Here is a 22,717-nt window from a genome sequence, read left to right as displayed (position 1 = left end):
CTTGAGATACCTTCAGGGCATGATTCGCACTGCCCAATAAACGAAAAAGGCAGCGCCACATGACGCTGCCTTTTTACGTTAACCGCGCGGCGGACGCCGCGCCCTCTATCACTCCACGATCGTTGCCGAGCGCGCCAGTTCGGCCACGCGTTGCCCGAGCGCGGCCTGCATGCCCTCGTCCTGCAACTGGCGGCGAATATCTTCTTTCGCCGAATCGTACGCCGGCACCTGCATCGGCCGCTTGCTTTCGAGGCGCACGATCAGCCAGCCGTCGCCGGCCTTGAGCGGCTGCGGCGCGGTCTGGCCGGGTGCGAGACTCGTGATGACCTGCGCGAGCGGCATGGGCACGCCGTGCGTATTGCCTTCGGTGAGCGGCAACTTGAAGCTCACCCAGGGCATCTCGCCGCCGGTCGCCTTCGTCGCGCCAATGCCGTACTGGCGCGCGAGGTCAGCGAACGGCTGGCCGCCCTTCAATGCCGCGAGCACGGTGTTCGCGGTGGCCTCGTCGGTCACGGCGATCACTTCCGGCTTGTACTCCTCCTTGCCGAACGTCGCGACGACCGACTCGTAGCGCGATTTGATCTCGCTGTCCGTGATCTTCGGGGCATGCACGTTGTCGAGAATCCACGCGCGGATTTCGGCGTCGGTCTTTTCGGCGTCGGGGAACTGCGCGACTTCGGCACGCTGGTCGTAGTGGCCGAGCACGGCCTGCTGGCGCAGCAGTTCGCGCGCGATCAGGTCGTCCTTGAGCGCGGCGCGCAGTTGCGGCGTGTCGGGCGCGCCGGTGCGGCTGACCACGTTGCTCACTGCCGTGTCGAGCGCGGATTGCGCGATAACTTGCCCGTTGACGAGCGCGGCGGCACCCGCTGGCAGCGCGGCGGCCGACGAAGCGTGGGTTGCGGCTTCGGCCGCCTGGACGAGCGTGGGCGCCAGCGTGCTCGCCGCCACCGAAGTGAACGAGAGCAGGCACAGCGCGCGGATGGATCGGGACATGAATGACATTTCGATTGACTCCAGCAAGTTCGGAACGCCCGGGCGCAACGCTGCAGCAAGCGCCAGGGCTGGTTTTGATCCGCGCGAATCTAGCGGAATCTCGAAGCGCTGTTGTCAGGAAGTGTCAAACGGACGCGGGGCCGGATGGGAAGCTTGCGGCACGTCAAGCGCGAGACGCCCGCGCGAGACGTCACCGCAAGGCGACGGCGCGCGCGGCCGCGTTCATTGCCCCTGCGGCTGGGCCACTGGCGGCGTGTAGGTCGCGCTCGCACCCGGCGTGCCGGTGTCTTCGTCGTCGGGCGTCGGGGTGGGCGCAAGCGCCGGCGCCTGCGCCGGATACGAAGGCTGCGGGGCTGGCGCCGGCGGCGCGCTGGACGGCCCGATGATCGGCGGCACGCCCATGATCTCGCGCGCCGCGGCTTCCGAGGCCGCTGCCGACGCGGCCGAAGGCGCAGAAACCGCCGAAGGCGCCGACGCCTCCGAAGCTACCGATGCCGGCGCAGGCGCAGGCGCGCTCACGCGCGGCGGCGGCGCACGACGCACTGGCGCGCTCTGGGGCGGCGGCGCTTCGTGCGGGCCGACCAGCTTGTCGATCCACGCGCGCAGCTTCTCGCGGAAGGTTTCGAACGCGCCCGGCGCCACTTCAGTGTCGAAGCGCGCGCGCGGATCGACGAGCCGCTGGCGCTGCGCACGCTGGAAGAAGTCGCCGACGATCGGCAGCGCGCTGCGCGCGCCTTGCCCCCAGTAGTCGTCGAGCGTCACGCGGCCATCGTCGAAGCCCACCCACGCGCCGGCCACGAGTTGCGGATCCATCAGAATGAACCAGCCGTCCGTGTTGCCCTGGGTCGTGCCGGTCTTGCCCGCCACGTCGCCGCGAATACCGAAGCGCGTGCGGATGGCCGCGCCCGTGCCGCGGTTCACGACGTCGCGCATCGTATCGAGCAGCGTGCGGTCCGCTTCCGCGGAAAGCGCGCGTTCGGGCGATGCGCTTTCGAATTGCGCGAGCACGTTGCCCTTGCGGTCTTCGATGCTCGTGACCATGCGCGGTTCGAGATACTCGCCGTCGTTGGCGATGGTGCTGTAGGCGGACACCATCTCCTTCAACGTGACCGGGCTCGTGCCGAGCGCGAGCGACGGCACCGGGTCGAGCTGGCTGTCGCGCACGCCCATCGCGCGGGCGAGGCGCGCGACCTTGTCCGGGCCCACCGACTGCATCAGTTGCGCGGTGATGCGGTTGCGCGAGAACGCGATGGCGTCGCGCAGCGTCATGGGGCGGTTGCTCGGCGGCACGTCGTCGGTCGGCTTCCAGATTTCGCCGCCCGCCAGCGGAATCTCCACCGGCTGGTCGATGAACGTGTCGGTCGGCTTTGCGCCCGCCGCGTAGGCCGCGCCGTACACGAACGGCTTGAACGTCGAGCCCGGCTGACGGCGCGCCTGCTGCACGTGGTCGAACGGTTCGTCGGCAAAGTCCCGGCTGCCCACCCATGCCTTGATCTGCCCGTTGCGCGGGTCGATGGCGAGAAAGCCCGCCTCGACCGCCGTCTTGCTCTTGCACAGGTTGCGCATGAAGGTGCGGTCGGCGGCGAGTTGCTTGAGCGCGTCGGCGTCGGTCGCGCCCCCGTCGCGCGCGTTCTTGTAGTCCTGCGTTTCGCGCATGAACGTCGCGAACAGGTCATTGTTGGCGACGCAGCCATTGCGTCCGCTCCACGCGCCGTTCGCGATGCCCTGAAGCTGGCTCGCGTGCTGGCGCAGCGCGGCGGTCGCCATCTGCTGGAGGCGCGAATCGATCGTGGTGCGCACCACGAGGCCATCGGAATAGATGTTGTAGTCGTTGCGGTCGGCCCACGAAATCAGCCACTTGCGCAGTTGCAGCGCGAAGTGCGGCGCAGGGCCGGGCGGCTCGGTCTGGCGTTCGAAGTCGAGCCGCAGCGGCTTCTTCGAGAGCGTGGCGTACTGTGCGTCGCTGAGCTTGCCGTACTTCACCATCTGGCCGAGCACGGTGTTGCGCCGCGCGAGCGCGCGCTCGGGGTTGATCACCGGGTTGTAATAGGCGTTGCCCTTCAACATGCCCGTAAGCGTCGCGGCCTGGAGGATGTCGAGCTGATCCGCCGAAACGCCGAAATAGGTGCGCGCCGCCATCTCGATGCCGTAGGCGTTGTAGAGAAACGGCACCGTGTTCAGATAGGTTTCGAGGATCTGCTGCTTGCTGTACACCGCCTCGATCTTGAACGCCGTGATCGCTTCCTTGATCTTGCGCGTGAGCGTGGGCGCGCGGCCGATCTGGTCGGGATAAAGATTGCGCGCGAGCTGCTGCGTGATGGTCGAGCCGCCCTGACGCTCGCCCGAAAACGTGTGCAGCGCCGCGCCCGCCGTGCGCTTGAAGTCGATGCCGTGGTGCTCGTAGAAGCGGTGATCTTCGGTGGAAACCAGCGCGTCGACCATGTGCGGCGAGATCTGCGCGAGCGGCACCCATTCGCGGTTCGAGGGCTTGAACTCGGCGAGCACCTTGCCGTCGGCGGAAAGGATCTGGGCCGGCTCGTCCACGCGCGCCTTGCGGATGTCGCCGATGCTGGGCGTGAACGGAATCAGCACGAGCACGTAGAGCACGACGAGCGCCGGCAGCGCCCCGATGGCGATGAGCACGCCGCGCCGCGTGGGATGCCGCAGATGGTGAAGCGCACGCGCGCCGAACGGACGTAAAAACGCGCCAAACCGGGCAGCGGCGGGCTTCAGGCGGGAAAACTGCATCGCGATTCGATCGCGGATCAACGGCACATAACGCTTCACGCGGCAGGTAGGGTCGGCTGGCAAAGCGTGAATCGTACCAAACTCGAAAGGCCGCTCCTGCTTCCCGCCCGGCGCAAACCCTACGTCGGCGTGAGTCGATTTATGACATGGAGATGAAACCATCCTTCCACATACAGGAAGAATCCTCTTCGTCAGAGCGCGAGCGACAGCGCGATCGACACCCACACGGCCGTCGCGCCGCAGAGAAAGGCGCGGCGCGCCATCAGAAAGCGCGATTCGTCGTTGGGCTTCGCAGGCGACGTGGCGAGCCAGGGCACGCTGCCGAGACACGCGAAGCCCGCGAGCGCAATGCCGACAACCACGCGGTCGCCAATGCGCCAGGCCGTGGGCTCGTGCAGCCCCCAGTAGCCCAGCGCGATCATGCCGATCGAAAACATCGTCGAGGCGGCCGAACTGAGCGCCACCACCGATCCCGTCGGAGATTGCATGGATTGCCTCCCTCGCGCGCCGCGCGCTGTCGGGCCATTATGGGCGGGCACGCGGGAGGCGGCAACGCCGCGCGTGGGCCCGCGCCGTGGTCATGCCGGAAGCGGCTTACGCGCCCGGCCGCACCATCTGGAACATCTCGCCGATCTGCGCGTAGTCGGCGCGATAGCCCGCGCGCATCACGGGCTGGGCGGCGTGCGTGTCGAAGAGGCCGTCCTTCAGGAACTCCTCGCGAATGTGTACGCCCACCACCTGCCCCAGCGCGAGCCAGTTGTCCATGGGCGCGCCTTCGAGCGTGCTGAGCCGCACGACCTGCAACAGCTTGCATTCGAGCGCCGCGGGCGACTCGGCCACGTGCGGCACCGCGACGCTGCGGCCCGGCGCGGCCGTCAGGCCCGCGAGCGCGAACTCGTCGACGTCGGCGGCGACTGGCGCGGAGGTGCGGTTCATCTGCGGCGCGAGCGCCTTCGACGTGAGGTTCCAGACGAACTCTCCCGTCTCCTCGATATTGCCGATGCTGTCCTTGCGGCCTTCGCTGCTGAACCCGATGATCGGCGGAAAGGTGGCGAACGCGCCGAAGAAACTGTAGGGCGCGAGATTGAGCGCGCCGCTTTTTGCGCGGCTGGAGATCCAGCCGATCATGCGCGGCGCGACGATCGCCTTGAACGGGTCGTGCGGCAGGCCGTGGCCCTGGGCGGGATCGTAGAAGTAGGTATTGGACATGAGTGCGAGGCGTAGCGATTGCGAGGCGGCATCACTATGACACGAGCCGCGCGCCGCTGCTGGCAGCCCGGAACGCAACAAGGCCGGCTCTCCTTCGAGAGCCGGCCTTGTCTGAAAATCTTGCGGTCTGAGCGGAGAAACGCGTTGGACGGCGCTTTGCCGTTCGAAGCGCTTCAGCTTCGATCAGTCACGCGGCATGCCGAACGGCATGTAGTGCGAGCGGCGAACGCGCTCTGCTTCGCGGTGACGCGCTGCGTACGAGTAGTCCGAATCCATCGGCAGATACGGCGACGCGAAGAGGTCGCTCACCTTTTGGAACAGTGCAAAGATGAAGCTCATGGCGACTCCCAGTTAGACTTGCAGTTCAGGGTTTTCCCTAAGACAGAACGAATTATAGGGTTTTCCCTAGGACTGCGCTAGTGCAACGCAGCAGAAAAACTGCGGCGCACCGTCGCATGGGGTCGAGCGCAAACGATGCGTTGCAGCAAAGCAACGCATCGAGGTTTGTGATATCGGGGCGGGATCGCCGGATGAAGCCGTTTAGCGGGCGGCTTTCTGGGCGCCTTTAGCGTGAGCCGTACGCGCGGAATGCGCCGCCGCGGCGCGGCGCGCGGGCGACGCCTTCGCGGCCGGCGCTTTGGCCATCGCGCGGGCGGCAGGCGGCGCTGGCGCTTCTGCGACGGCGGCCGCAGCCGCCGTGGCGGCGGCGGTTTGCGCGGCGACGCGCTGCGACAGATCGTCGAGCATGGACTGCTGCTTCAGGATGAACTGCTCGAGGCGCGCCTCGTCCGCGCGGGATTCGTTCGCGAGGCTGTCGAGCCGCACCGACTGCGCGATCCCGAAACCCACCGCTGCAAGCACCGCCGCCGACGCAGCGGCGAGCACCCACTTCAGACGCCGCGACGAAGCAACCGCCATGCGGCGCTGCTCGGCGAGCGCACCCTGAAGCGCGTCGAGACGCTGCGCCAGCGCATCCGGCTCGGCGGCCGTCTGCGCCGCTTCGGTCGCGAAACCGACCGGTTCGACGCGCCCGGCATGACCGGCGGCAAACGACGGTTCGGCGACGTACGCTGGCGCAACCGGCTCCTGCGCGTCGCCGAAGCCCGAAGAAACGGCTTCGGCCGGGGCCGGCGCAGCGGCACGTTTGGCCCGCGCCGTGCGGCGCGCGGTCGTTGCGCCCGCAGGGGTTCCGCCAGTGGGGGTCGCCGCGCTTGCCTCCTCGCCCTCCCGGTTTTCAAAGCCGCTCAGCGTGCCCTGACGCACGGCGGCCTCGGCTTCCGCAAGAGCTAGCGCGGCGGGATTCTCGCCAGCAAGCGCTTGCGATACGCCGGATTCAACAGCAACAGGGGGTTCAGTAACGTTGGACGACGCCGACGCGGCGCGCGGCTGCCACGGTGCGTTGCGTTCAGGATGCGAAGGGCTCAGGGATGCGGTGTCTTCGTAATCAGCCATGGGTCAGCGATGCGGTTCGCGTCGCGCGCGGGCCGGTCACGGCCGCTTGGCGACGTCCTCGTGTTCTGGTTCGAACGCGCATTGTCGCATGCCCGAACGCGTGTCCCGATGCTCTTCCCCCACTTAACCCACGGGGCATCGACCGCACCGTCGACGACACGCGGCTCCGCGTGATCATCGCTTCGTCCAGTGCGGGCGAGTCGCCGCTGTGCTGCGCGACGTACGGCTTCACGCGCTGGCTCGACGAGGCCGCCCCGCGTCAGGAGGGAATGGCCCGTGCATTTTGCGAATGCGTACAATCCGTACCATCGCCGGGCATGACTCTTTTGAAGTGACGCGGTTCGCCGCACCTTTCGCCATGAATACACCTACGAGCGCAGCCAGTCTGCGCAAGCATTTCGACCACATCGTCCTGCCGATGTGGCGCGGCCCGGGCTTCAACGCCGAACTGCGCCTGCCCTACGAAGCACTCGATGCCACCGGCGCCACGCCGCTGCCCGTCACGCGCTACCGCGCGATGGCATGCGCGCGTCAGCTCTTCGTCTTCTCCCAGGCCGGGGACGCCGCGCACGCGCAAACGCTGTTCGAAACCCTGCGCCACACTTATCGAGACCCGAAGCACGGCGGATGGTTTTACAGCGTCGACGCGGCCGGCGCGCCGCTCGACACCACCAAGGACCTTTACACGCACGCCTTCGTGGTGTTCGCCGCCGCGGCCTATGGCCAGCGCTTCGGCGTGGCCGACGCGCTCGACGTCGCGCGCGAAACGTCCTCGCTGATCGCCGATCGCTTCGCCGCTCGCGACGGCCTGCTCAACGCGGCGCTCGACGCTTCCTTCGCGAGCGTCGCCGGCGGCCCGCTGCAAAATCCGCTCATGCACCTCACCGAAGCCTGGCTCGTGGCGAGCGAGGCGACCGGCGACAGCGCGTTCGACACGGCGATCACGCGTCTTGTCGAAGCGCTGGCGCGCGGCTTCCTGCACGAGCCCACGGGCTGCATCGCCGAATTGCCGGTTGGCGCGGCGGACAACCGCCTCGAGCCCGGGCATCAGTTCGAATGGTTCTGGCTGGCAACGCGGGCGGGAGCGCGGCTGGGCGCGTCGGGTCTGGACGAGGCGCTCGCGCGCGCCTTCGCCTTTGCGCAAAAGCACGGCGTAGATCCGGAAACGGGTGCGGTGGCGGCCGCACTCGACGAGCAGGGCCGCGTGATCGATGCGACCCAGCGCATCTGGGCGCAAACGGAATATCTGCGCGCGCTCGCCACGCACGGCGACGCCGAGGTGCGCGCCGCGCTCGCGCCGCAAATTGCGCGCTTCGCGCCGCGCTTTCTCACGCCGCAAGGCTGGGTGGAGTGCCGCAGCGCGAATGGCGACGTGGCGCGCGCGGACATGCCGTCCACGACGCCGTATCACCTCTTGACCGCCTACCAGGGCATGGGCGTTTGAGTCACAGGCGGGCGCAAGCCCGCCGTCGTCAGCCCGCCAGCACCGCCGGCGAAATCTCGAACGCGGCAACCGCTTCGGAAAGCTGGCGCGTCTGCTGATGCAGCGAAGCGGCGGCAGCCGCGGCCTCCTCGACGAGCGCCGCGTTCTGCTGGGTCATCTGGTCCATCTGCGAGACGGCCTGATTCACCTGATCGATGCCCGTGCTCTGCTCGAGCGACGAGGCGCTGATGCCCGCCATCATCTGCGTCGCGCGCGAGATCGAGTTCGACACCTCGCGCATCGAGTCGCCCGCGCGCTCCACCAGTTCCGAGCCGCCGCGAATCTGCGAAACGGACTCGCTGATCAGCGTCTTGATTTCCTTGGCCGACTGCGCGCTGCGCTGCGCGAGCCCGCGCACTTCGCCCGCCACGACCGCGAAACCCCGGCCCTGCTCGCCCGCGCGGGCCGCTTCCACGGCGGCGTTGAGCGCGAGAATGTTGGTCTGGAACGCGATGCCGTCGATCACGCCGATGATCTCCGCGATCTTGTCCGAGCTTTGCGCAATGCCGCGCATGCGCTCGACCACCTCGCCCACCACGGCGCCGCCGCGCGCGGTCGCGTCGAGCGCCGCTTCGGCCAGCGCGTTCGCCTCGCGCGCGTTCTCGGCCGTGTTGCGCACGGTGCCCGTCAGTTCCTCCATGCTCGCCGCCGTTTCCTCCAGCGAAGCCGCCTGCGATTCGGTGCGCGCCGACAGATCGGCGTTGCCCGTGGCGATCTCGTCGGCGCCCACGTTGATCGAGCCCGCCGTCTCGCGCACGGTGTGGACCGTGCGCGCGAGGCTTGCCTGCATCATCGAGAGCCCCTGGAACAGCCGGCCGATCTCGTTTTCGCCGCGCGCGGCGATGCGCTCGTCGAGGCGTCCGCGCGCAATGCGCTCGAAGTGGCGGCCCGCTTCTTCAAGCGGCTCCACCACGCCGCGCCGCAACGCGAAGTGCACGCCGGTCGCGAGCGCGATCAGCAGAATCAGGATGACGAGGCCCACGCCCTGGAAGAGCGCGAGGCGCGAGTCGATCGAGTCGAGCGAAGCGTGGCTCGCCGCGGCGCTGAATTGCGCGAACGCGTGCAGTTCGGCGAGATAGGCGTCCTGGTACGACTGCGTCGGCTGGTCGAGGAAAGCCTGCAGATTGTTGCCGTTGAGGTCGTCGACCAGCTCGCCGAGCGCCTTGCGGTACACCTGGTAACGCTCGCCGAGCGCGGCGACGCGCGCGCGGTTGTCGTCGTTGATCGGCGGTACGGCCATGAACGCCGCGAACGTGGTGTCGGCGGCGGTAAGCTGCTCGCGCGCGTGATTGACCATGTCGGCCGGAACCGTGCCGCCGCGCACCATGCGCGTGCCCGCGCGCGAAAGATTGATACGGGCGTCCATCAACTGCTGGGTGATGACGTTGGCGGCGCTCGCCTGGCGCAACGCCACTTTCGAGAGGTCGGCCACGTCATCGTGCGTGCGCGTGAGCGACCAGTAACCAAGCCCTGCGGTCACGAGTTGCAGTACGCAGAACGCGACGAGGACACACAACAGGCCGGATGCGACCTTGATCTTGCTGAACATCGGGGACACCTGGGATAGCAGTGAATGAGTGAGCCGCGAGCATGTGATCGCTCTGGGCCCCCTTGCGTTTACGGCCGTGCAAACCTCGTTTTTGAGCCCCAAACCGTAAAAAAACGCCCCAAAATGCGCAGCGGATCATTTCAGAAATGGTTGCACGACTATTCCCCGCATTTCTGGCAACAATAGAGTCGGCCACGGTCGATTCACCTTGACTCGACGCCGATGCTTCCTAGAGTGGTTAGGAAACCACTCGGGGATAGACCCAGGGAACGCCACGATGACCGATCTCGTAGACCGCGCGCGCGGCGCTTTGCATGCCCAACCGTTCAGCGTGCTGTTCGGAACCGAACTGATGCACGTTGGCGCCGACGAGCTGACCCTGCGCCTGCCGGTGCGCGACGAACTCAAGCAACAGCACGGCTTCGTGCACGGCGGCGTGATCAGCTATCTCGCCGACAACGCGCTGACTTTCGCCGGGGCGCTGGCGCTCGGGCCGCGCGTGGTGACGGGCGAATACAAGATCAACTATCTGCGCCCGGCGCTCAAGGGCACGCTGATGGCGCGGGCGCGCGTGGTGTACGCGGGGCGCCACCAGGCCACCTGCCAGTGCAGCGTGTACGTGATGGAGAACGGCGACGAAAAGCTCGTCGCGCTCGCGCAGGGGACGGTCAACCGGCTTGCGGAAGGGAACGGGGCGGAAGAGAAAGGTTAGACAAACCACAAGGTCCGCGCCGCAAAAACGAAGCGCGCGAGGCGAAGCGGGTTGGTCCGCTTCGCCTCGCGCGCTTTTTCACGCTTGCAGCGAGCTTATTCCGCCGCGCGCGTTTTCTGCTGCTGCTCGCCCAGGCCTTCGATGCCCAGACGCACCGTCTGCCCCGCCTTCAGGAACACGGGGCTCGGCTTCACGCCCATGCCCACGCCCGGCGGCGTGCCGGTGGAGATCACGTCGCCCGGCTGCAAGCTCATGCACTCCGAAAGATACGAAACGAGCTTCGCGACCGTAAAGATCATCGTGCGCGTGCTGCCGTTCTGATAGCGGTGGCCATCCACTTCGAGCCACATGGAGAGGTTCTGCGGATCGGCTACTTCGTCGCGCGTGACGAGCCACGGGCCGGTCGGGCCGAACGTATCGAAGCCTTTGCCCTTGTCCCACTGGCCGCCGCGCTCGATCTGCCATTCGCGCTCGGACACGTCGTTGATCACGCAGTAGCCCGCCACGTAGTCGAGCGCATCCGCCTCGCTCACGTTCTTCGCATGCTTGCCGATGACCACGCCCAGTTCCACTTCCCAGTCGGTCTTCGTCGAGCCACGCGGAATCTCGATGTCGTCGTTCGGGCCGACAATGGCGCTCGTCCACTTGTTGAAGACGACCGGCTCGCTCGGCACCGCCATGCCCGACTCGGCCGCGTGATCGGCATAGTTCAGACCGATGCACACCATCTTGCCGATATGGCCCACGCAGGGCCCGATACGCGGATTGCCCTCGACGAGCGGCAGCGTTTCCGGGTCGATCGAGCGCAGTTGCGCGAGACCGGCGTCGGAAAGCACGTCGCCTGCAATGTCGGCCACGTTGCCCGAAAGCGCGCGAATGCGGCCTTCGGCGTCGAGCATGCCGGGTTTTTCGTGGCCCTTCGGGCCGTAGCGAAGCAGTTTCATCGTCTGTGTTCCTCGTGTGTCTGAGTTGCCATGCAGTCGGTCAGATTCTTCGGGGCTAACTACTTTGGGTCTAACTAGTTAGACCACCCGCCGTCGATCACATGCGCCTGGCCGGTCGTGAACCCCGATTCGTCGGAGGCGAGATAGAGCGCGAGCGCCGCGATTTCCTCGGGCTTGCCCACGCGCCCCATCGGCTGGCGCGCGACGAACGCGGCGCGCGCCGCGTCCACGCTCGTGCCCTGCGCCGCCGCCTGCGCGGCGATGCGCTCTTCGAGCGACGGCGACGAAACCGTGCCCGGGCAGATCGCATTGCAGCGAATTCCGCGCGTCACGAAGTCCGCGGCCACGGCCTTCGTCAACCCTATCACAGCGGCCTTCGAGGCGCCGTACACGAAGCGGTTGGGCACGCCCTTCACGCTCGACGCCGCCGACGACATATTGATGATCGAGCCGTTGCCCTTCGCCAGCATGGCCGGCAAAAAGGCGCGGATGGTCCGGTACATCGCCTTCGCGTTCAGATCGAACGCGAAATCCCAGTCTTCCTCGCTTGCTTCGAGTATCGAGCCCGCATGCACGAAGCCCGCGCAGTTGAACAGCACGTCGATCTCGCCCAGTTCCTGCGCGAGCGCCGTGATGGCCGCGCCGTCGAGCACGTCGAGCTTGCGCGCCTCGACCGGCAGCGCCGCCAGCGCGTCGATGCGCAGGTCCGTGGCGATCACGCGTGCGCCTTCGCGCGCGAACAGTTCCGCGGCCGCGTAACCGATGCCCTGGCCTGCCGCGGTGATCAAGGCCGTCTTGCCGGCCAGTCTTTGTACCATCTGCCACTCCGTTGAAATCGCGGGAAGAAGTCGGGATGACGCCAGGGGCCATTATGGCGACGCACGCGCGCCTCGTGGCGTTCGGCGGACGTTTTCTAACCGGCTGGATCGCCCCCGAACCTGGGTTCAAGGCCCGGTTCAAGCCGGTAAAAAGCCGCGGCGTTGCCGCCGAAAACGGCGGCGCGCTCGTCTGCGCAAAGCGCCCCTGTTAGCTGTTGCGCGCTTGCATGCCAACGTTCGTAATCGCCGTTGAGGTTCAGCACGGGCCAGTCGCTGCCCCACATGAGGCGCTGCGGCCCGAACGACGCAAGCAGATGCGCGACCCAGGGCGCCAGCGTGGCGTCGTCCCAGCCGGGCGCGGCCTCGGTCGCGAGCCCCGAGAGCTTGCAGTACACCTGCGGGAACTGCGCGAAGCGCTCGATGGCCTGCGCCCACGTGGCAAAGCCGCTTTCGCCGCCCGCTGCGATGGGCGGCTTCGCGCCGTGATCCACCACCACGCGCAGCGCGGGATGCCGCGCGAGGAACGTGGCGAGCGCTTGCGCATGACGCGTGAAAACGAGCGCATCGAAGGCGAGATCGTGCGCGATGAGCGCCTGCACGCCGCGCGCCGTATCGGCTTTGGCAATCCAGTCGTCGTCGGGCAGGTCCTGGAGCATCGGCCGCACGCCGCGCAGCTTGGGCTCGCGCGCAAGCTCCGCGATCAGCGTGGCGACGTGCGGGTCGTCGAGCGGCACCCAGCCCACCACGCCCGCAATCGAGGGCTCGTTGCGCGCAAGGTCGAGCAGCCAGCGCGTTTCCTCGACCGTGGGCGCGGCCTGCACGACCACCGTGCGCGCCACGCCGCACGACGCGCGCAGCGGCGCGAGATCGGCGGGGCCGAACGGGCGATACAGCGCGGTCATCGAAGGCGTGAGCCAGCCGTAATCGCCGCGCGCGGGGTCCCAATAGTGCTGATGGGCGTCGATCCGTTCGCTCGTCGTGATCGTAGCCACGGCTCAGACCTGCGGAAGCGGCGCGCGCGGATCGAGCAGCCCCTTGTCGCGCAGCGCGATCCACAGCTCGCGGGGCAACGGCGTTTCGAACGAGGCCACGTTCTCGCGCACTTCCTGCGGGCTGCGCGCGCCGTTGAGCACCGTCGCCACGGCGGGATGCGCATAGGGAAACTGCAGCGCCGCCGCGGCGAGCGGCGCGTCGTAAGCCCGGCAGATCGTTTCGAGGCGCGCCACGCGGTCCACCACTTCCTGCGGCGCGTCGGCGTAGTTGAACTTGAGTTCGCCAAGCAGCCCATGCGCGAGAATGCCCGAATTGAACGCGCCGCCCAGCAGAATGCTCACACCCTTCTGCTCGCACTCGGGCAGCAAATCGTCGAGCGGCGCCTGTTCGAGCAGCGTGTAGCGGCCCGCGAGCAGCGCGCAATCGATGTCGAATTCCTGCATCGCCGTTCGTATCACTTCGCGCTCGTTCACGCCGAAGCCGATCGCCTTGATCACGCCCGCCTTGCGCAATTCGTCGAGCGCCTTGAAGCCGCTATCGCTCAGTTGCCGCCAGTAGAACTCGTTGCGCTCGCCGTGCGTATAGTGGCCGATGTCGTGCACGAGCAGGATGTCGATATCGGCGACGCCGAGGCGCTTCTGGCTGTCCTCGAACGAACGCAGAATGCCGTCGCGCGTGTAATCGAAAATCGCCTCGAAGGGCAGCGGGTTTTGCCAGCCCTCGCTGCCGTCGTACGGGTGCGTGCGCGGCACGAAGTGGCGGCCCACTTTCGTGGAAATCACGTACTCGTTGCGCGGATAACGCCGCAGCGCCGCGCCCAGCCGATGCTCGGCCTTGGTGTGACCGTAGTGAGGCGCGGTGTCGAAAAAGCGGATGCCGGCTTGCCACGCGGCGTCGACGGTAGCCTGCGCCTCTTCCTCCGACAAATCGCGATACAGGCCGCCGAGCGGCGCGGTGCCTAGACCCAGGGCGCTCACTTCGAGCGCCGTGCGTCCGATACGGCGCGTATGCGCCACCTTGGGATGCTGTTCTTGCGCCATGGCTCGTCACCTCCTGGAGATGGTTGGGTCCACAACGAAATCGTGTAACCGCGGGTTCAGTTCGCGACTTCGACAATCGGCACACGCGCACTGGCGGGCAGGCAGGCGGGACCGACCGGATCGAAGGTCTTGTACGTGAGGATAAACTCCTGGTGCCCAAGCGTCTCCGACTTCGAGCGCTCGCCGCCCGCCACCGCCAGCGTGCGGTCGAATACTTCGCGCCCCACTTCGTCGAGCGTCGCGCGGCCTTCGAGAATGCGGCCCGCGTCCACGTCCATGTCGCCGGCGAGGTTGCGGTAGGTCAGAGGGTTCGCGCACACCTTGATGACCGGCGCAAGCGCCGAACCCACCACCGACCCGCGCCCGGTCGTGAACAGGATCACATGCGCGCCGCATGCGATCAGCTCCGCGATTTCCGCATTGTCGCTGATATTCGGAAAGCCGAAGCGCGGCTCGCCGTCAGGCACCACGTCGAGCAGATAGAGACCGCCCGTGGGCGGCACGTCGCCGGGCTTCACGATGCCGATGATCGGCGAGGCGCCGCTTTTGGCGTAGGCGCCAAGCGACTTCTCCTCCTGCGTGGTGAGGCCGCCGTCCGCATTGCCCACGGCGAACGAACCGTGTCCGAGAATCGAATAGTAGCGCGCCGCCTTGGCCACGCATGCCACGATCTCTTCGCCCAGTTCGGGCCTGGCCGCGCGGGTCTTCATGTGAAATTCGCAGCCCACCAGTTCGCCGGTTTCCTCGAAGATGCAGGCCGCCCCCGCCGCGATCAGTTGATCGAAGGCACGCCCCACGGCCGGGTTCGCGGTGATGCCGCTCGTGCCGTCCGAGCCGCCGCAGATCGTGCCGACCACGAGTTCGTCGAGGCGCATCGGCACCTTCTTTTGCGCGGCGAGTTGCGCACGCGCTGAACGCACCCAGTCGAGACCGTACTGGATCGTGCTGCGCGTGCCGCCCTTTTCCTGAATCGTCAGGACTTCTACAGGACGGCCGCTCGCGCGAACCTGCTCGACCAGATAGTGCTTGTTCATGCTCTCGCAGCCGAGCGAAACGAACAGCACCGCGCCCACGTTCGGATGCGTGGTGAGCTGCTTCATCATCTTCTCGGCGTAGCTGTTCGGAAAGCAGCCGGGAAAGCCGATCAGATGCACAGGCGGTTCATGCTGCGCGGCCGGATCGTCGAAGGCGCCAAAGGGCTCGCGAAACTGCGCGACGATCTCCTGCGCCACATGGTGCGCGCATTCCACGAGGTAGGCCACCGCAACCACGTTGCGAATGCCCTTGCGGCCGTCGTTGCGCGGCCAGCCTTCGAGCATCGGCGCGCGGGCTTGTGAAGATGTGATGTTGCTATCGCTCATAACTTGAATCCTGCTTTCAGCGCGTATCGCATCATTGGGTCACGACTTATGCGGCACGAACTCGTGTCCCGCGTCGTGCGTATAGGTCGGCAAGTAATCGCTTTCCAGGTTGTGCGTGTGCAGATGCTCGCCGCGCGCCACCGGCTCGTTCACATGGCCGATGCGCGCGCCGTAGCGCAGCACCTTTTCGTCTTTCGCAAGCGCGCGGCGCGCCACCTTGTGACCGAGTTCGATCGTCTTCGCGAGCGTCACGCGCTCGCCTTCTATCTCCACGGTCTCGGCCGCCGGCAGACGCGCCGCCGCGATCAGACAGTTGTCCTCAGGAGCTAGCAGGATGAGGCGGGCGTCCGTATGAAGTGCGTTGCTGTTCACAGAGGGTCTCCGCGTTTAGTTCTGTGCCTCGCCGCCCGCGAGCCGCGCCACCATCAGCGAGCCGAGGATGATTGCGCCGTAAATCGCCTGAATCCAGAACGACGGCACCTGGGCGAGCGTGAGCAGGTTCTGCACGACGCCGAGCAGCAGCACGCCCGAGAGCGCGCCGAGCATCGTGCCCTTGCCGCCATCGAGCGAAATGCCGCCGATCACGGCCGCCGCGAACACGGTGAAAATCATGCCGTTGCCCTGATTCGCGTTGATCGCGCCCACGTAGCCCGTGACGATCAACCCGCCGAGCGCGGCCAGCACGCTGCCGAGCACGAACACGCCCCATGTGATGCGCTCCACGCGAATGCCGGCGGCGCGCGCCGCGTCGGGATTGCCGCCGATGGCATAGAGCGCGCGGCCCACGCGGTGATAGCGCAGCATGAACGCGGCCACGGCGAACGCGGCGGCGGCGAGCCAAACGGAAACCGGCAGGCCGAGCACGATTGTCGTGGCGAGCGCGAAGAACGACGAAGGCATGTCGAAGAGCGTGCCGCCTTTGGTTGCGCCCACCAGCATGCCGCGCAGCACGATAAGCATGGCGAGCGTCACGATGAACGCATTCAGGCGCAGCCGCACGACGAGAAAGCCGTTGATGAAACCGATCAGCGCGCCCACCAGCACGATGGCCGCGAGCCCGGCGAACGCAGGCCATTGCGTCCCGAAGCCCGCCGACGCAGCCGGCATGACAAGCATCGCGCCAACGGCGGGCGCGATGCCCACGGTCGATTCGAGCGAAAGATCGAACTTGCCCGTGAGAACGATGAGCGACTCGGCGAGCACCACGAGCGCGAGCGCCGCGGAAGCCCCCAGCACGCTGATGAGATTCGCACGCGTGAGAAAGCTCGGGCTCACGAAGCCGCCGATCACGAGCAGCAGCACCAGCGCGGGCAACAGCGCGAAATCGCGCAGGCGCGCCAGTTCGATGCGGGGGCGCGCCCGGCGATCCTTCGCGGCCGCATCGGCCTGCGCCGCCGCGAACGCGGGCGTCGAAACACTATTCTTCATGGAGATCGACTCCTTCAATCGATGCGATCAGTTCGTGGTCCTGCCATCCGGCCGCCACTTCGGCAACCACCCTGCCGCGAAACATCACGAGCACGCGGTCGCAGGTGCGCAAGTCGTCGAGTTCGCTCGACACGACCAGCACGGCCTTGCCTTCGTCGCGCACGCGGTCCACGACCGAGAGCAACGCTTCCTTCGACTTCACGTCCACGCCCGCCGTGGGGTCGATGAGTACGAGAACGTCAGGATTGCTTGCCAATGCGCGCGCCATCACCACCTTCTGCTGGTTGCCGCCCGACAGACCCGAAACCACGTGATCCGGACCTTGCGCGACGATGCCGAGCGATTCGATCATGCGCTTGCCGAACGCCTGCTTCTTCGCCGGCGGCGCGAAGCCGAAGCGCCCGAGCAGGCGCGCAATCGTCATCGATGCGTTTTCGGCCACCGACTGCGTGAGCACGAGCCCTTCGTGATGGCGGTCCTTCGGCACGCAGCCCACGCCGCTCGCCAGCGCCGCCGGCACGTCGCCGGGCGCGAGCGGCGCGCCATTCACGCGAATCTCGCCCGAGCGCTGCGCCGCGAGTCCCGCAATCGCCTCGCCCACGCTCGTGCGGCCGCTGCTCGTCGCGCCCGTGAGGCCCACCACTTCGCCGCGCTTTAGCGTGAAGGAGATGTCGTGATAGTCGTGACCCGTGAGGCCGCGCACTTCGAGCGCGAGCGGCGCGTCGGCGGGCAGCGCCGCGCGCGCCGACGCATCGGCCACATTCAGGCCGCCGCGCTCGCCCGTCATGGCTTCGATAAGCTTTTCGCGCGGCAACTGGGACACCGGCGCACTCACGATATGGCGCGCGTCGCGCAGCACCGTGACAGCCTGGCAAATCTCGTACACCTCCTGCAAATGGTGCGAGATGAACAGGAACGTCACGCCTTCGCGCTGCAATTCGTCGATACGCCGGAAGAGGCGCTTGATTTCCTCGCCGTCGAGCTGCGCGGTCGGTTCGTCGAGGATGATGAAACGCGCGCCATACGACAGCGCCCGCGCAATCTCCACGAGCTGGCGCGCTTCGACCGTGAGGTCGCCCGCGCGCGCGTCCTCGCGCACGTCGATGCGCCAGTGGTCGAGCAGCGCGCGAGCGTCGCGGCGCATGGTTCGCCAGTCGATCGCGCCGCGACGCACAGGCTGGCGATTGATGAAGAGATTCTCCGCGACCGTGAGATCGCGAATGATCGTGGAATGCTGATACACGCAGGCCACGCGCTCGCGCCAGGCGTCGCGGTCGGCGAGCGCGGGCGCACTCTCGCCGTTAAAGCGCACGCTGCCTTCGTCGGGCTTGCGCAAGCCGGTGAGGATCGAAACGAGCGTGGACTTGCCCGCGCCGTTGCGGCCCACCAGCGCATGCGACTCGCCCGCCATCACGCGCAGGCTCACGTCGGCGAGCGCCGCCGTGGAGCCATAGCGCTTCGTCACGCCGCTCGCCTCGACCACCGGCGCCAGGGCTCGCGCAGCCGCCTCGCGGCTGCCCGCGGATAGCGCATCGCCCCACGGCGGCGCGCTATCGGCTGCAACCCGCGCTGGAACCCGTGCTGCAACCCGATCGCTCGTTCGATCGTTCATTTGACGGTATTGCCCCAGAGGTTCTTGTCGTCGACGTTCTGTTTCGTCACGAGCGGCGCCGGCAACTGGTCTTCGAGAATGCCGGACTGAAGCTGGATGATCGTGCTGTCGTGATCGGTCTTGCCCGGCTTGAACGTTTTGCCCTCCAGCGCGGCCTTGATGTAATAGAGGCCGTATTTCGCGTAAAGATCGGCGGGCTGCGATACGGTCGCGTCGATCTCGCCCTTGCGAATTGCTTCGAACTCCTGCGGAATGCCGTCATTCGAAACGATCACGATGTGCTTCGGGTCGCCCGCCGGAAAGAGCATCTGCTTGCGGCGCAGCGTTTGCAGCGTGGGCGAGAGATACACGCCGCCCGCCTGCATGTAGATGCCCTTCACGTCGGGGTTCGCGGTGAGCAGGCTGTCCAGTGCGCTCGCCGCCACGTCGCCCTTCCAGCCGGCCGGAATTTCGAGCAGCGACAGATTCGGATAGTTCTTCAGGCACGCACGGAACGCCTCCGAACGGTCGCGACCGTTCACCGACGCGAGGTCGCCCATGATCTGCACGACCTTGCCCGACTTCACGTGCTCGCCAATGTACTTGCACGCCTGCTCGCCGTAGGCGCGATTGTCGGCGCGCACCACCATCGCCACGTTGCCCTGCGTGGGCGCGACGTCCACGGCCACGACCTTCACGTTCTTCTGCGCGGCGTTGCCGAGCGCGCGGCTGATCGCGGCCGAATCGATCGGCCCGACCACGATGCCCTTCGCGCCCAGATTGATCATGTTGTTCATGTCCGTGATCTGCTGGGCGGGATCGTTGTTCGAGTTCACGGGCGCAAGAATGTCGATGCCGTCCTGCTTCGCGTAGACGCCGAGGTAATTGTTGTACGACTGCCAGAACGGCGACGTGAGGAGCGGCAGGCCAAGGCCCACCTTGCCAGGTTCCGCTGCGTTGACGGCGCTCGACGCGCCAAACGCCGCAGCGCAGGCCGCGGCGACGCACAGCGTTTTTGTGGCGGCGCGGGCGAAGGCGCCGCGCGACGGATGAATTGCGGTGGAGCGGCGGGCCTTCAAAAGCCCGGATGCGAACGCCATGTGTGTCTCCTGTCGCGCGCGCCTGGCGCGCCGATTCTGTCGTTGATGAATCGCACTGTTTGCCGCGCCCACGTGGAATGCCCGAAGCGCCGGCGACCCGTTGCAACTGCCTCTTCCTGACCTGCCCTAACCTGACGACGCTGGCGTTTATTCACCAGTGAACATATTATTCATATACGCACGACACGAGGTCAAGAAAAGTGCAGTGCAACATGGGTCCGTGCTTTCCCTGGGGACATCGAATGGAAAAGAACGCGAAAAATAGCCAGATGGATAACGTGCCCGAAGAAACCGAAGAGAAAGACGACGCCGATCGCTATCGCGCGCCCGCCCTCGACAAGGGACTCGACATACTCGAACTGCTTGCGGAGCAGCGCGCCGGCCTCACGCGCGCCGAGATCACGAAGGCGCTCGGGCGCAACGCGAGCGAGATCTACCGCATGCTCGAGCGGCTGGTGGCGCGCCAGTACGTCATCCGCTCGGAAGGCGGCGACCGTTATGCGCTGAGTCTGAAGCTCTTCGCGCTCGCGCATCGTCACCCGCCCATGGAGCGCCTGATCTCGGAAGCGCTGCCGCTCATGCAGCGTTTCGCCGACGAAGCCGAGCAGTCCTGCCATCTCACCGTGTACGACCGCGGCAACCTGCTCGTGATCGCGCAGGTGGACGGCCCCGGCACGTGGGGCATTGCGGTGCGCCTGGGGTCGCGCGTGGGTCTCGTCGATACGAGTTCGGGCCGCACGCTCCTCGCCTGGCAAACGCCGGAGCAGCGCGCGCACATGCTCGCGGAGCATACGAAAGTGAAGGGCGAGGTGCCGATCGATCACGCGGCGCTGGAGGCCGCGTGCGAACAGGTGCGCGAGGCGGGCTTCTCGCGCAAGGACAGCCAGCAGATTTTCGGCGTGACGGACGTGACGTTTCCCGTGCTCGGGCCTTCCGGTCAGGCCATTGCGGCGCTGACCTGCCCGTTCCTCAAGCGCATCGACGACTATGTCGCGCCCTCGCTCGACGACGCCACGCAAATGCTGAGCGCGACCGTGCAAACCTTGTCGATGTTTCGCGAAGACAGCGCGGCGTGACGCACACGCACGTCCCCACTCGTCGTACTTACCGCACTTACCGCACTTAGCTCACGACCACGGGCGTACGATCGCCCGTTTCCTGCGTTACGCCCTGTGCCTCCCGCTGGGCAATCGCCATGTACAGACGCTCCAGATCGCGCGTGAACCGCGCCGTATCGAACAGCGGCGACGCAAGGCGCGCGGCCGCGAGCTTTTCGCGCACCCTCGCGCGCCAGGCGGCGTCGGTGGCAAAGCCGAGCGCGATCTGGAAGTAGGCGTCGAGATCGTGCGCGACGAGTTCGGGCAGTCCCACCGCGTGCAGCAGACTCATGCCCACGCGGCCCGCGAACAACGTGCCCGGCACCGTCACCATCGGCACACCGGCCCAGAGCGCGTCGCTGCCCGTGGTGTGCGAGCCGACCGGGAGCGTGTCGAGCGCGAGGTCCGCGAGTTGCAGACGCGCGAGATGCGCCTCCTGCGGCACGCGCGGCGCGAAGATCACGCGCGCGGGATCGACGCCTTGCGTCTCGTAAAAGCTGCGCAGGTTCGCTTTCGCTCGCTCCGAGCCCGGTTCGAGCAGCCACAGCACGCTGCCGGGCGTGGCCTTGAGCAGCCGCGCCCACAGCGCCGACATCGGCGCGTTGAACTTGAAGGTCTGGTTGAAGCTGCAGAACACGAAGCCCGTTTCGGGCAAACCCGCTTGCGCACGCGAGGGCGGCGATGCGCTTTGGCGGCGATGATCGACAGGCTGGTAGCAATGCGGCATCAGCGCCAGTGTCTCGCTGTAGTGCGAGGCTGCGGCGGGCGGCGTGACCAGGGCGTCGGAGATGAGGTAGTCCGCCAGCCGCGCGTGGCCGAGCGACCCCGGATAGCCCAGCCAGCTCACGATCACGGGCGCCGGACGCAGCGCCGTGATGCCGAGCCGCGCGCCCGTTGTATAGCCTTTCAGGTCGACGAGCAGGTGAATGCCGTCGTGCATGATTTGCGCGGCGGCCTGGGCGTCGGAAAGCGCGCCGACGTCGTGCCAGGTGCCCGGCACGTGCGCGAAGCGCGCGCGGGCGGCGGCATCGGGATCGGGTCCGTACGAGTACAGATGCACATCGAAACGCGTGGCGTCGTGCAATTCGAGCACGCCTGCCAGCAAGCGCAGCGTGGCATGGTCGTAGAAGTCGGCCGAAAGATAGCCGATGCGCAGCCGCTCGCCCAGGTTGCAGCGCGCAAGCGCGCCGGAGAGCCCCACGCCGCGCGCCACGAGCGGCGCCGCGGCCAGTTCCCCGCGCCAGCGGCATAGCGCGAAGCGCGACCCCGCTTCGCGATGCAGTTGCGGCGTAAGCGCCGGAATGCCGAGCAGGCCCCAGGGCGTGAGGTTGTCCGCCGTGCCCGCCGACACCATGGCCAGTGCAGCCGCGTCTATCTCGGCAAGCTGTTGCCAGTGCGCCTCGCGGCGGCGCACGAATTGCGCGGCTTCCCAGCGGCCGCCCCGGCAATAGGCATGATCGGCTTCGTCTATGCGGTTCAGACGCTCCAGCAAACCGCCATAGCATTGCCACAGATGCGCCGAGTTCGGCGCAAGCGTGAGCGCCTGCTTCAGGTTTTTCTCGGCGGCTTCGAGCTGGCCGGCGTCCTGCTGAAGCATCGCGAGATTGCTGTAGCCAAGCGCGTAGCCGGGGTCGGTCGCAATGGCCTCGCGGTAGCAGGCCTCCGCCTGCGGCAGCGCATTGCGCTTTTTGAGCAGATTGCCGAGGTTGCTAAAGACGCGCGCCTCGCGCACGCCCGCGCCGATCGCGGCGCGATACGCTTCGATCGCTTCGCCGTCGCGGCCCTGCCACAGGAGCGCCCATGCGAGATCGCGCCGGCACGGCCCGCTCTCGCGCTGGGCGAGCGACGCGCGGTACGACTGTTCGGCCGCCTCGAACCGCGACTGCCGCGCGAGCGTTACGCCGAGTTGATGGAGCGCTTCGGCATGATGCGGGTCCTGCGCGAGAATTTCGCGAAAGAGCGCTTCGGCGAAGCTGTATTTTTCGTCGTTCAGATGCCCGATGCCGCGTTGAAGCAAAGCCTCCGGGCACGAATCGGCTTGAGATGAGGGGCGCGATGAGTTCATCTGGCGATGATAGGGAGCGCCTTCGCCCGAGGAAATCGGACGCGTCCTACATATGCGCCGCGCGCGCATGCACGTCCATTCCGCGCAAATGGAAGGCAGCCACGCAAAACGGTTAGAATGGCGGCCCTCTCAAA

General features: G+C 67.0%; 20 protein-coding genes. 3 read left to right on the top strand and 17 right to left on the bottom strand.

The window, feature by feature from the left end; all coding sequences use genetic code 11:
• Positions 1-108: 108 nt before the first annotated feature.
• The 6 genes from U5768_RS09700 to U5768_RS09675 all read right to left on the bottom strand — a co-directional run bounded on the left by U5768_RS09700 (position 109) and on the right by U5768_RS09675 (position 6,402).
• On the bottom strand, positions 109-993 hold the full coding sequence (locus U5768_RS09700; protein WP_322030170.1) for a peptidyl-prolyl cis-trans isomerase: 885 nt from the start codon (positions 991-993) through the stop codon (positions 109-111).
• Positions 994-1,215: 222 nt separating this feature from the next.
• Positions 1,216-3,741, bottom strand: coding sequence for a penicillin-binding protein 1A (locus tag U5768_RS09695; RefSeq protein WP_322030169.1), 2,526 nt, complete (start codon positions 3,739-3,741; stop codon positions 1,216-1,218).
• A gap of 191 nt (positions 3,742-3,932) precedes the next feature.
• Positions 3,933-4,229, bottom strand: coding sequence for a hypothetical protein (locus U5768_RS09690; protein WP_322030168.1), 297 nt, complete (start codon positions 4,227-4,229; stop codon positions 3,933-3,935).
• Between the two features lie 106 nt (positions 4,230-4,335).
• Positions 4,336-4,950: a flavin reductase family protein gene (locus tag U5768_RS09685; RefSeq protein ID WP_322030167.1), complete on the bottom strand. Its 615-nt coding sequence runs from the start codon at positions 4,948-4,950 to the stop codon at positions 4,336-4,338.
• Between the two features lie 183 nt (positions 4,951-5,133).
• Positions 5,134-5,289 carry a hypothetical protein gene (locus U5768_RS09680; protein ID WP_322030166.1) on the bottom strand — a complete coding sequence of 52 codons (156 nt, stop codon included), beginning with the start codon at positions 5,287-5,289 and terminating at the stop codon, positions 5,134-5,136.
• A 201-nt stretch (positions 5,290-5,490) separates the two neighbouring features.
• Entirely contained in the window at positions 5,491-6,402 is a 912-nt protein-coding gene (locus U5768_RS09675) for a hypothetical protein (RefSeq protein WP_322030165.1), read from the bottom strand.
• 358 nt (positions 6,403-6,760) lie between these two features.
• On the opposite strand from U5768_RS09675, the gene U5768_RS09670 reads away from it, so the two are divergent.
• A complete protein-coding gene (locus U5768_RS09670; RefSeq protein WP_322030164.1) occupies positions 6,761-7,846 on the top strand; it encodes an AGE family epimerase/isomerase in 1,086 nt (361 codons plus the stop codon).
• 28 nt (positions 7,847-7,874) lie between these two features.
• Here U5768_RS09670 and U5768_RS09665 read toward each other — a convergent pair whose 3' ends face one another.
• On the bottom strand, positions 7,875-9,434 hold the full coding sequence (locus U5768_RS09665; RefSeq protein ID WP_322030163.1) for a methyl-accepting chemotaxis protein: 1,560 nt from the start codon (positions 9,432-9,434) through the stop codon (positions 7,875-7,877).
• A gap of 277 nt (positions 9,435-9,711) precedes the next feature.
• Between U5768_RS09665 and U5768_RS09660 the strand changes: the two genes are divergently transcribed.
• Positions 9,712-10,146 (top strand): PaaI family thioesterase, encoded by a 435-nt coding sequence (locus tag U5768_RS09660; protein WP_322030162.1) that lies wholly within the window; start codon positions 9,712-9,714, stop codon positions 10,144-10,146.
• 95 nt (positions 10,147-10,241) lie between these two features.
• On the opposite strand, the gene U5768_RS09655 is transcribed toward U5768_RS09660, so the two are convergent.
• The 9 genes from U5768_RS09655 to U5768_RS09615 form a co-directional block, all read right to left on the bottom strand.
• Positions 10,242-11,090 carry an ureidoglycolate lyase gene (locus tag U5768_RS09655; protein ID WP_322030161.1) on the bottom strand — a complete coding sequence of 283 codons (849 nt, stop codon included), beginning with the start codon at positions 11,088-11,090 and terminating at the stop codon, positions 10,242-10,244.
• 74 nt (positions 11,091-11,164) lie between these two features.
• A complete protein-coding gene (locus U5768_RS09650) occupies positions 11,165-11,908 on the bottom strand; it encodes an SDR family oxidoreductase (protein ID WP_322030160.1) in 744 nt (247 codons plus the stop codon).
• A 95-nt stretch (positions 11,909-12,003) separates the two neighbouring features.
• The gene (locus tag U5768_RS09645; protein WP_415913880.1) at positions 12,004-12,891 is read right to left on the bottom strand and encodes an amidohydrolase family protein; all 888 of its coding nucleotides are present in this window, start codon (positions 12,889-12,891) and stop codon (positions 12,004-12,006) included.
• Positions 12,892-12,903: 12 nt separating this feature from the next.
• Positions 12,904-13,941, bottom strand: coding sequence for an aldo/keto reductase (locus U5768_RS09640; RefSeq protein WP_322030158.1), 1,038 nt, complete (start codon positions 13,939-13,941; stop codon positions 12,904-12,906).
• A 56-nt stretch (positions 13,942-13,997) separates the two neighbouring features.
• A complete protein-coding gene (locus U5768_RS09635) occupies positions 13,998-15,302 on the bottom strand; it encodes a UxaA family hydrolase (protein WP_322030157.1) in 1,305 nt (434 codons plus the stop codon).
• 39 nt (positions 15,303-15,341) lie between these two features.
• Positions 15,342-15,674: a UxaA family hydrolase gene (locus U5768_RS09630; protein WP_322030156.1), complete on the bottom strand. Its 333-nt coding sequence runs from the start codon at positions 15,672-15,674 to the stop codon at positions 15,342-15,344.
• A gap of 15 nt (positions 15,675-15,689) precedes the next feature.
• A complete protein-coding gene (locus U5768_RS09625) occupies positions 15,690-16,730 on the bottom strand; it encodes an ABC transporter permease (RefSeq protein WP_322030155.1) in 1,041 nt (346 codons plus the stop codon).
• On the bottom strand, positions 16,720-18,342 hold the full coding sequence (locus tag U5768_RS09620; protein WP_322030154.1) for a sugar ABC transporter ATP-binding protein: 1,623 nt from the start codon (positions 18,340-18,342) through the stop codon (positions 16,720-16,722). Before U5768_RS09620 ends, U5768_RS09625 begins: the two co-directional genes overlap by 11 nt.
• Positions 18,339-19,421 carry a sugar ABC transporter substrate-binding protein gene (locus U5768_RS09615; protein ID WP_322030153.1) on the bottom strand — a complete coding sequence of 361 codons (1,083 nt, stop codon included), beginning with the start codon at positions 19,419-19,421 and terminating at the stop codon, positions 18,339-18,341. Before U5768_RS09615 ends, U5768_RS09620 begins: the two co-directional genes overlap by 4 nt.
• A 242-nt stretch (positions 19,422-19,663) precedes the next feature.
• Here U5768_RS09615 and U5768_RS09610 point away from each other — a divergent pair, with 242 nt between their 5' ends.
• Entirely contained in the window at positions 19,664-20,497 is an 834-nt protein-coding gene (locus tag U5768_RS09610; protein ID WP_322030152.1) for an IclR family transcriptional regulator, read from the top strand.
• 46 nt (positions 20,498-20,543) lie between these two features.
• On the opposite strand, the gene U5768_RS09605 is transcribed toward U5768_RS09610, so the two are convergent.
• Positions 20,544-22,535: a tetratricopeptide repeat protein gene (locus U5768_RS09605; RefSeq protein ID WP_322030151.1), complete on the bottom strand. Its 1,992-nt coding sequence runs from the start codon at positions 22,533-22,535 to the stop codon at positions 20,544-20,546.
• Between the last annotated feature and the right edge of the window lie 182 nt (positions 22,536-22,717).

The sequence above is a fragment of the Paraburkholderia sp. J76 genome, from assembly GCF_905220295.1.
GTDB lineage: Bacteria > Pseudomonadota > Gammaproteobacteria > Burkholderiales > Burkholderiaceae > Paraburkholderia.
The sequence above is the reverse complement of the archived record's forward strand: the minus strand, read 5'-3'. Positions and strand labels throughout refer to the sequence as shown.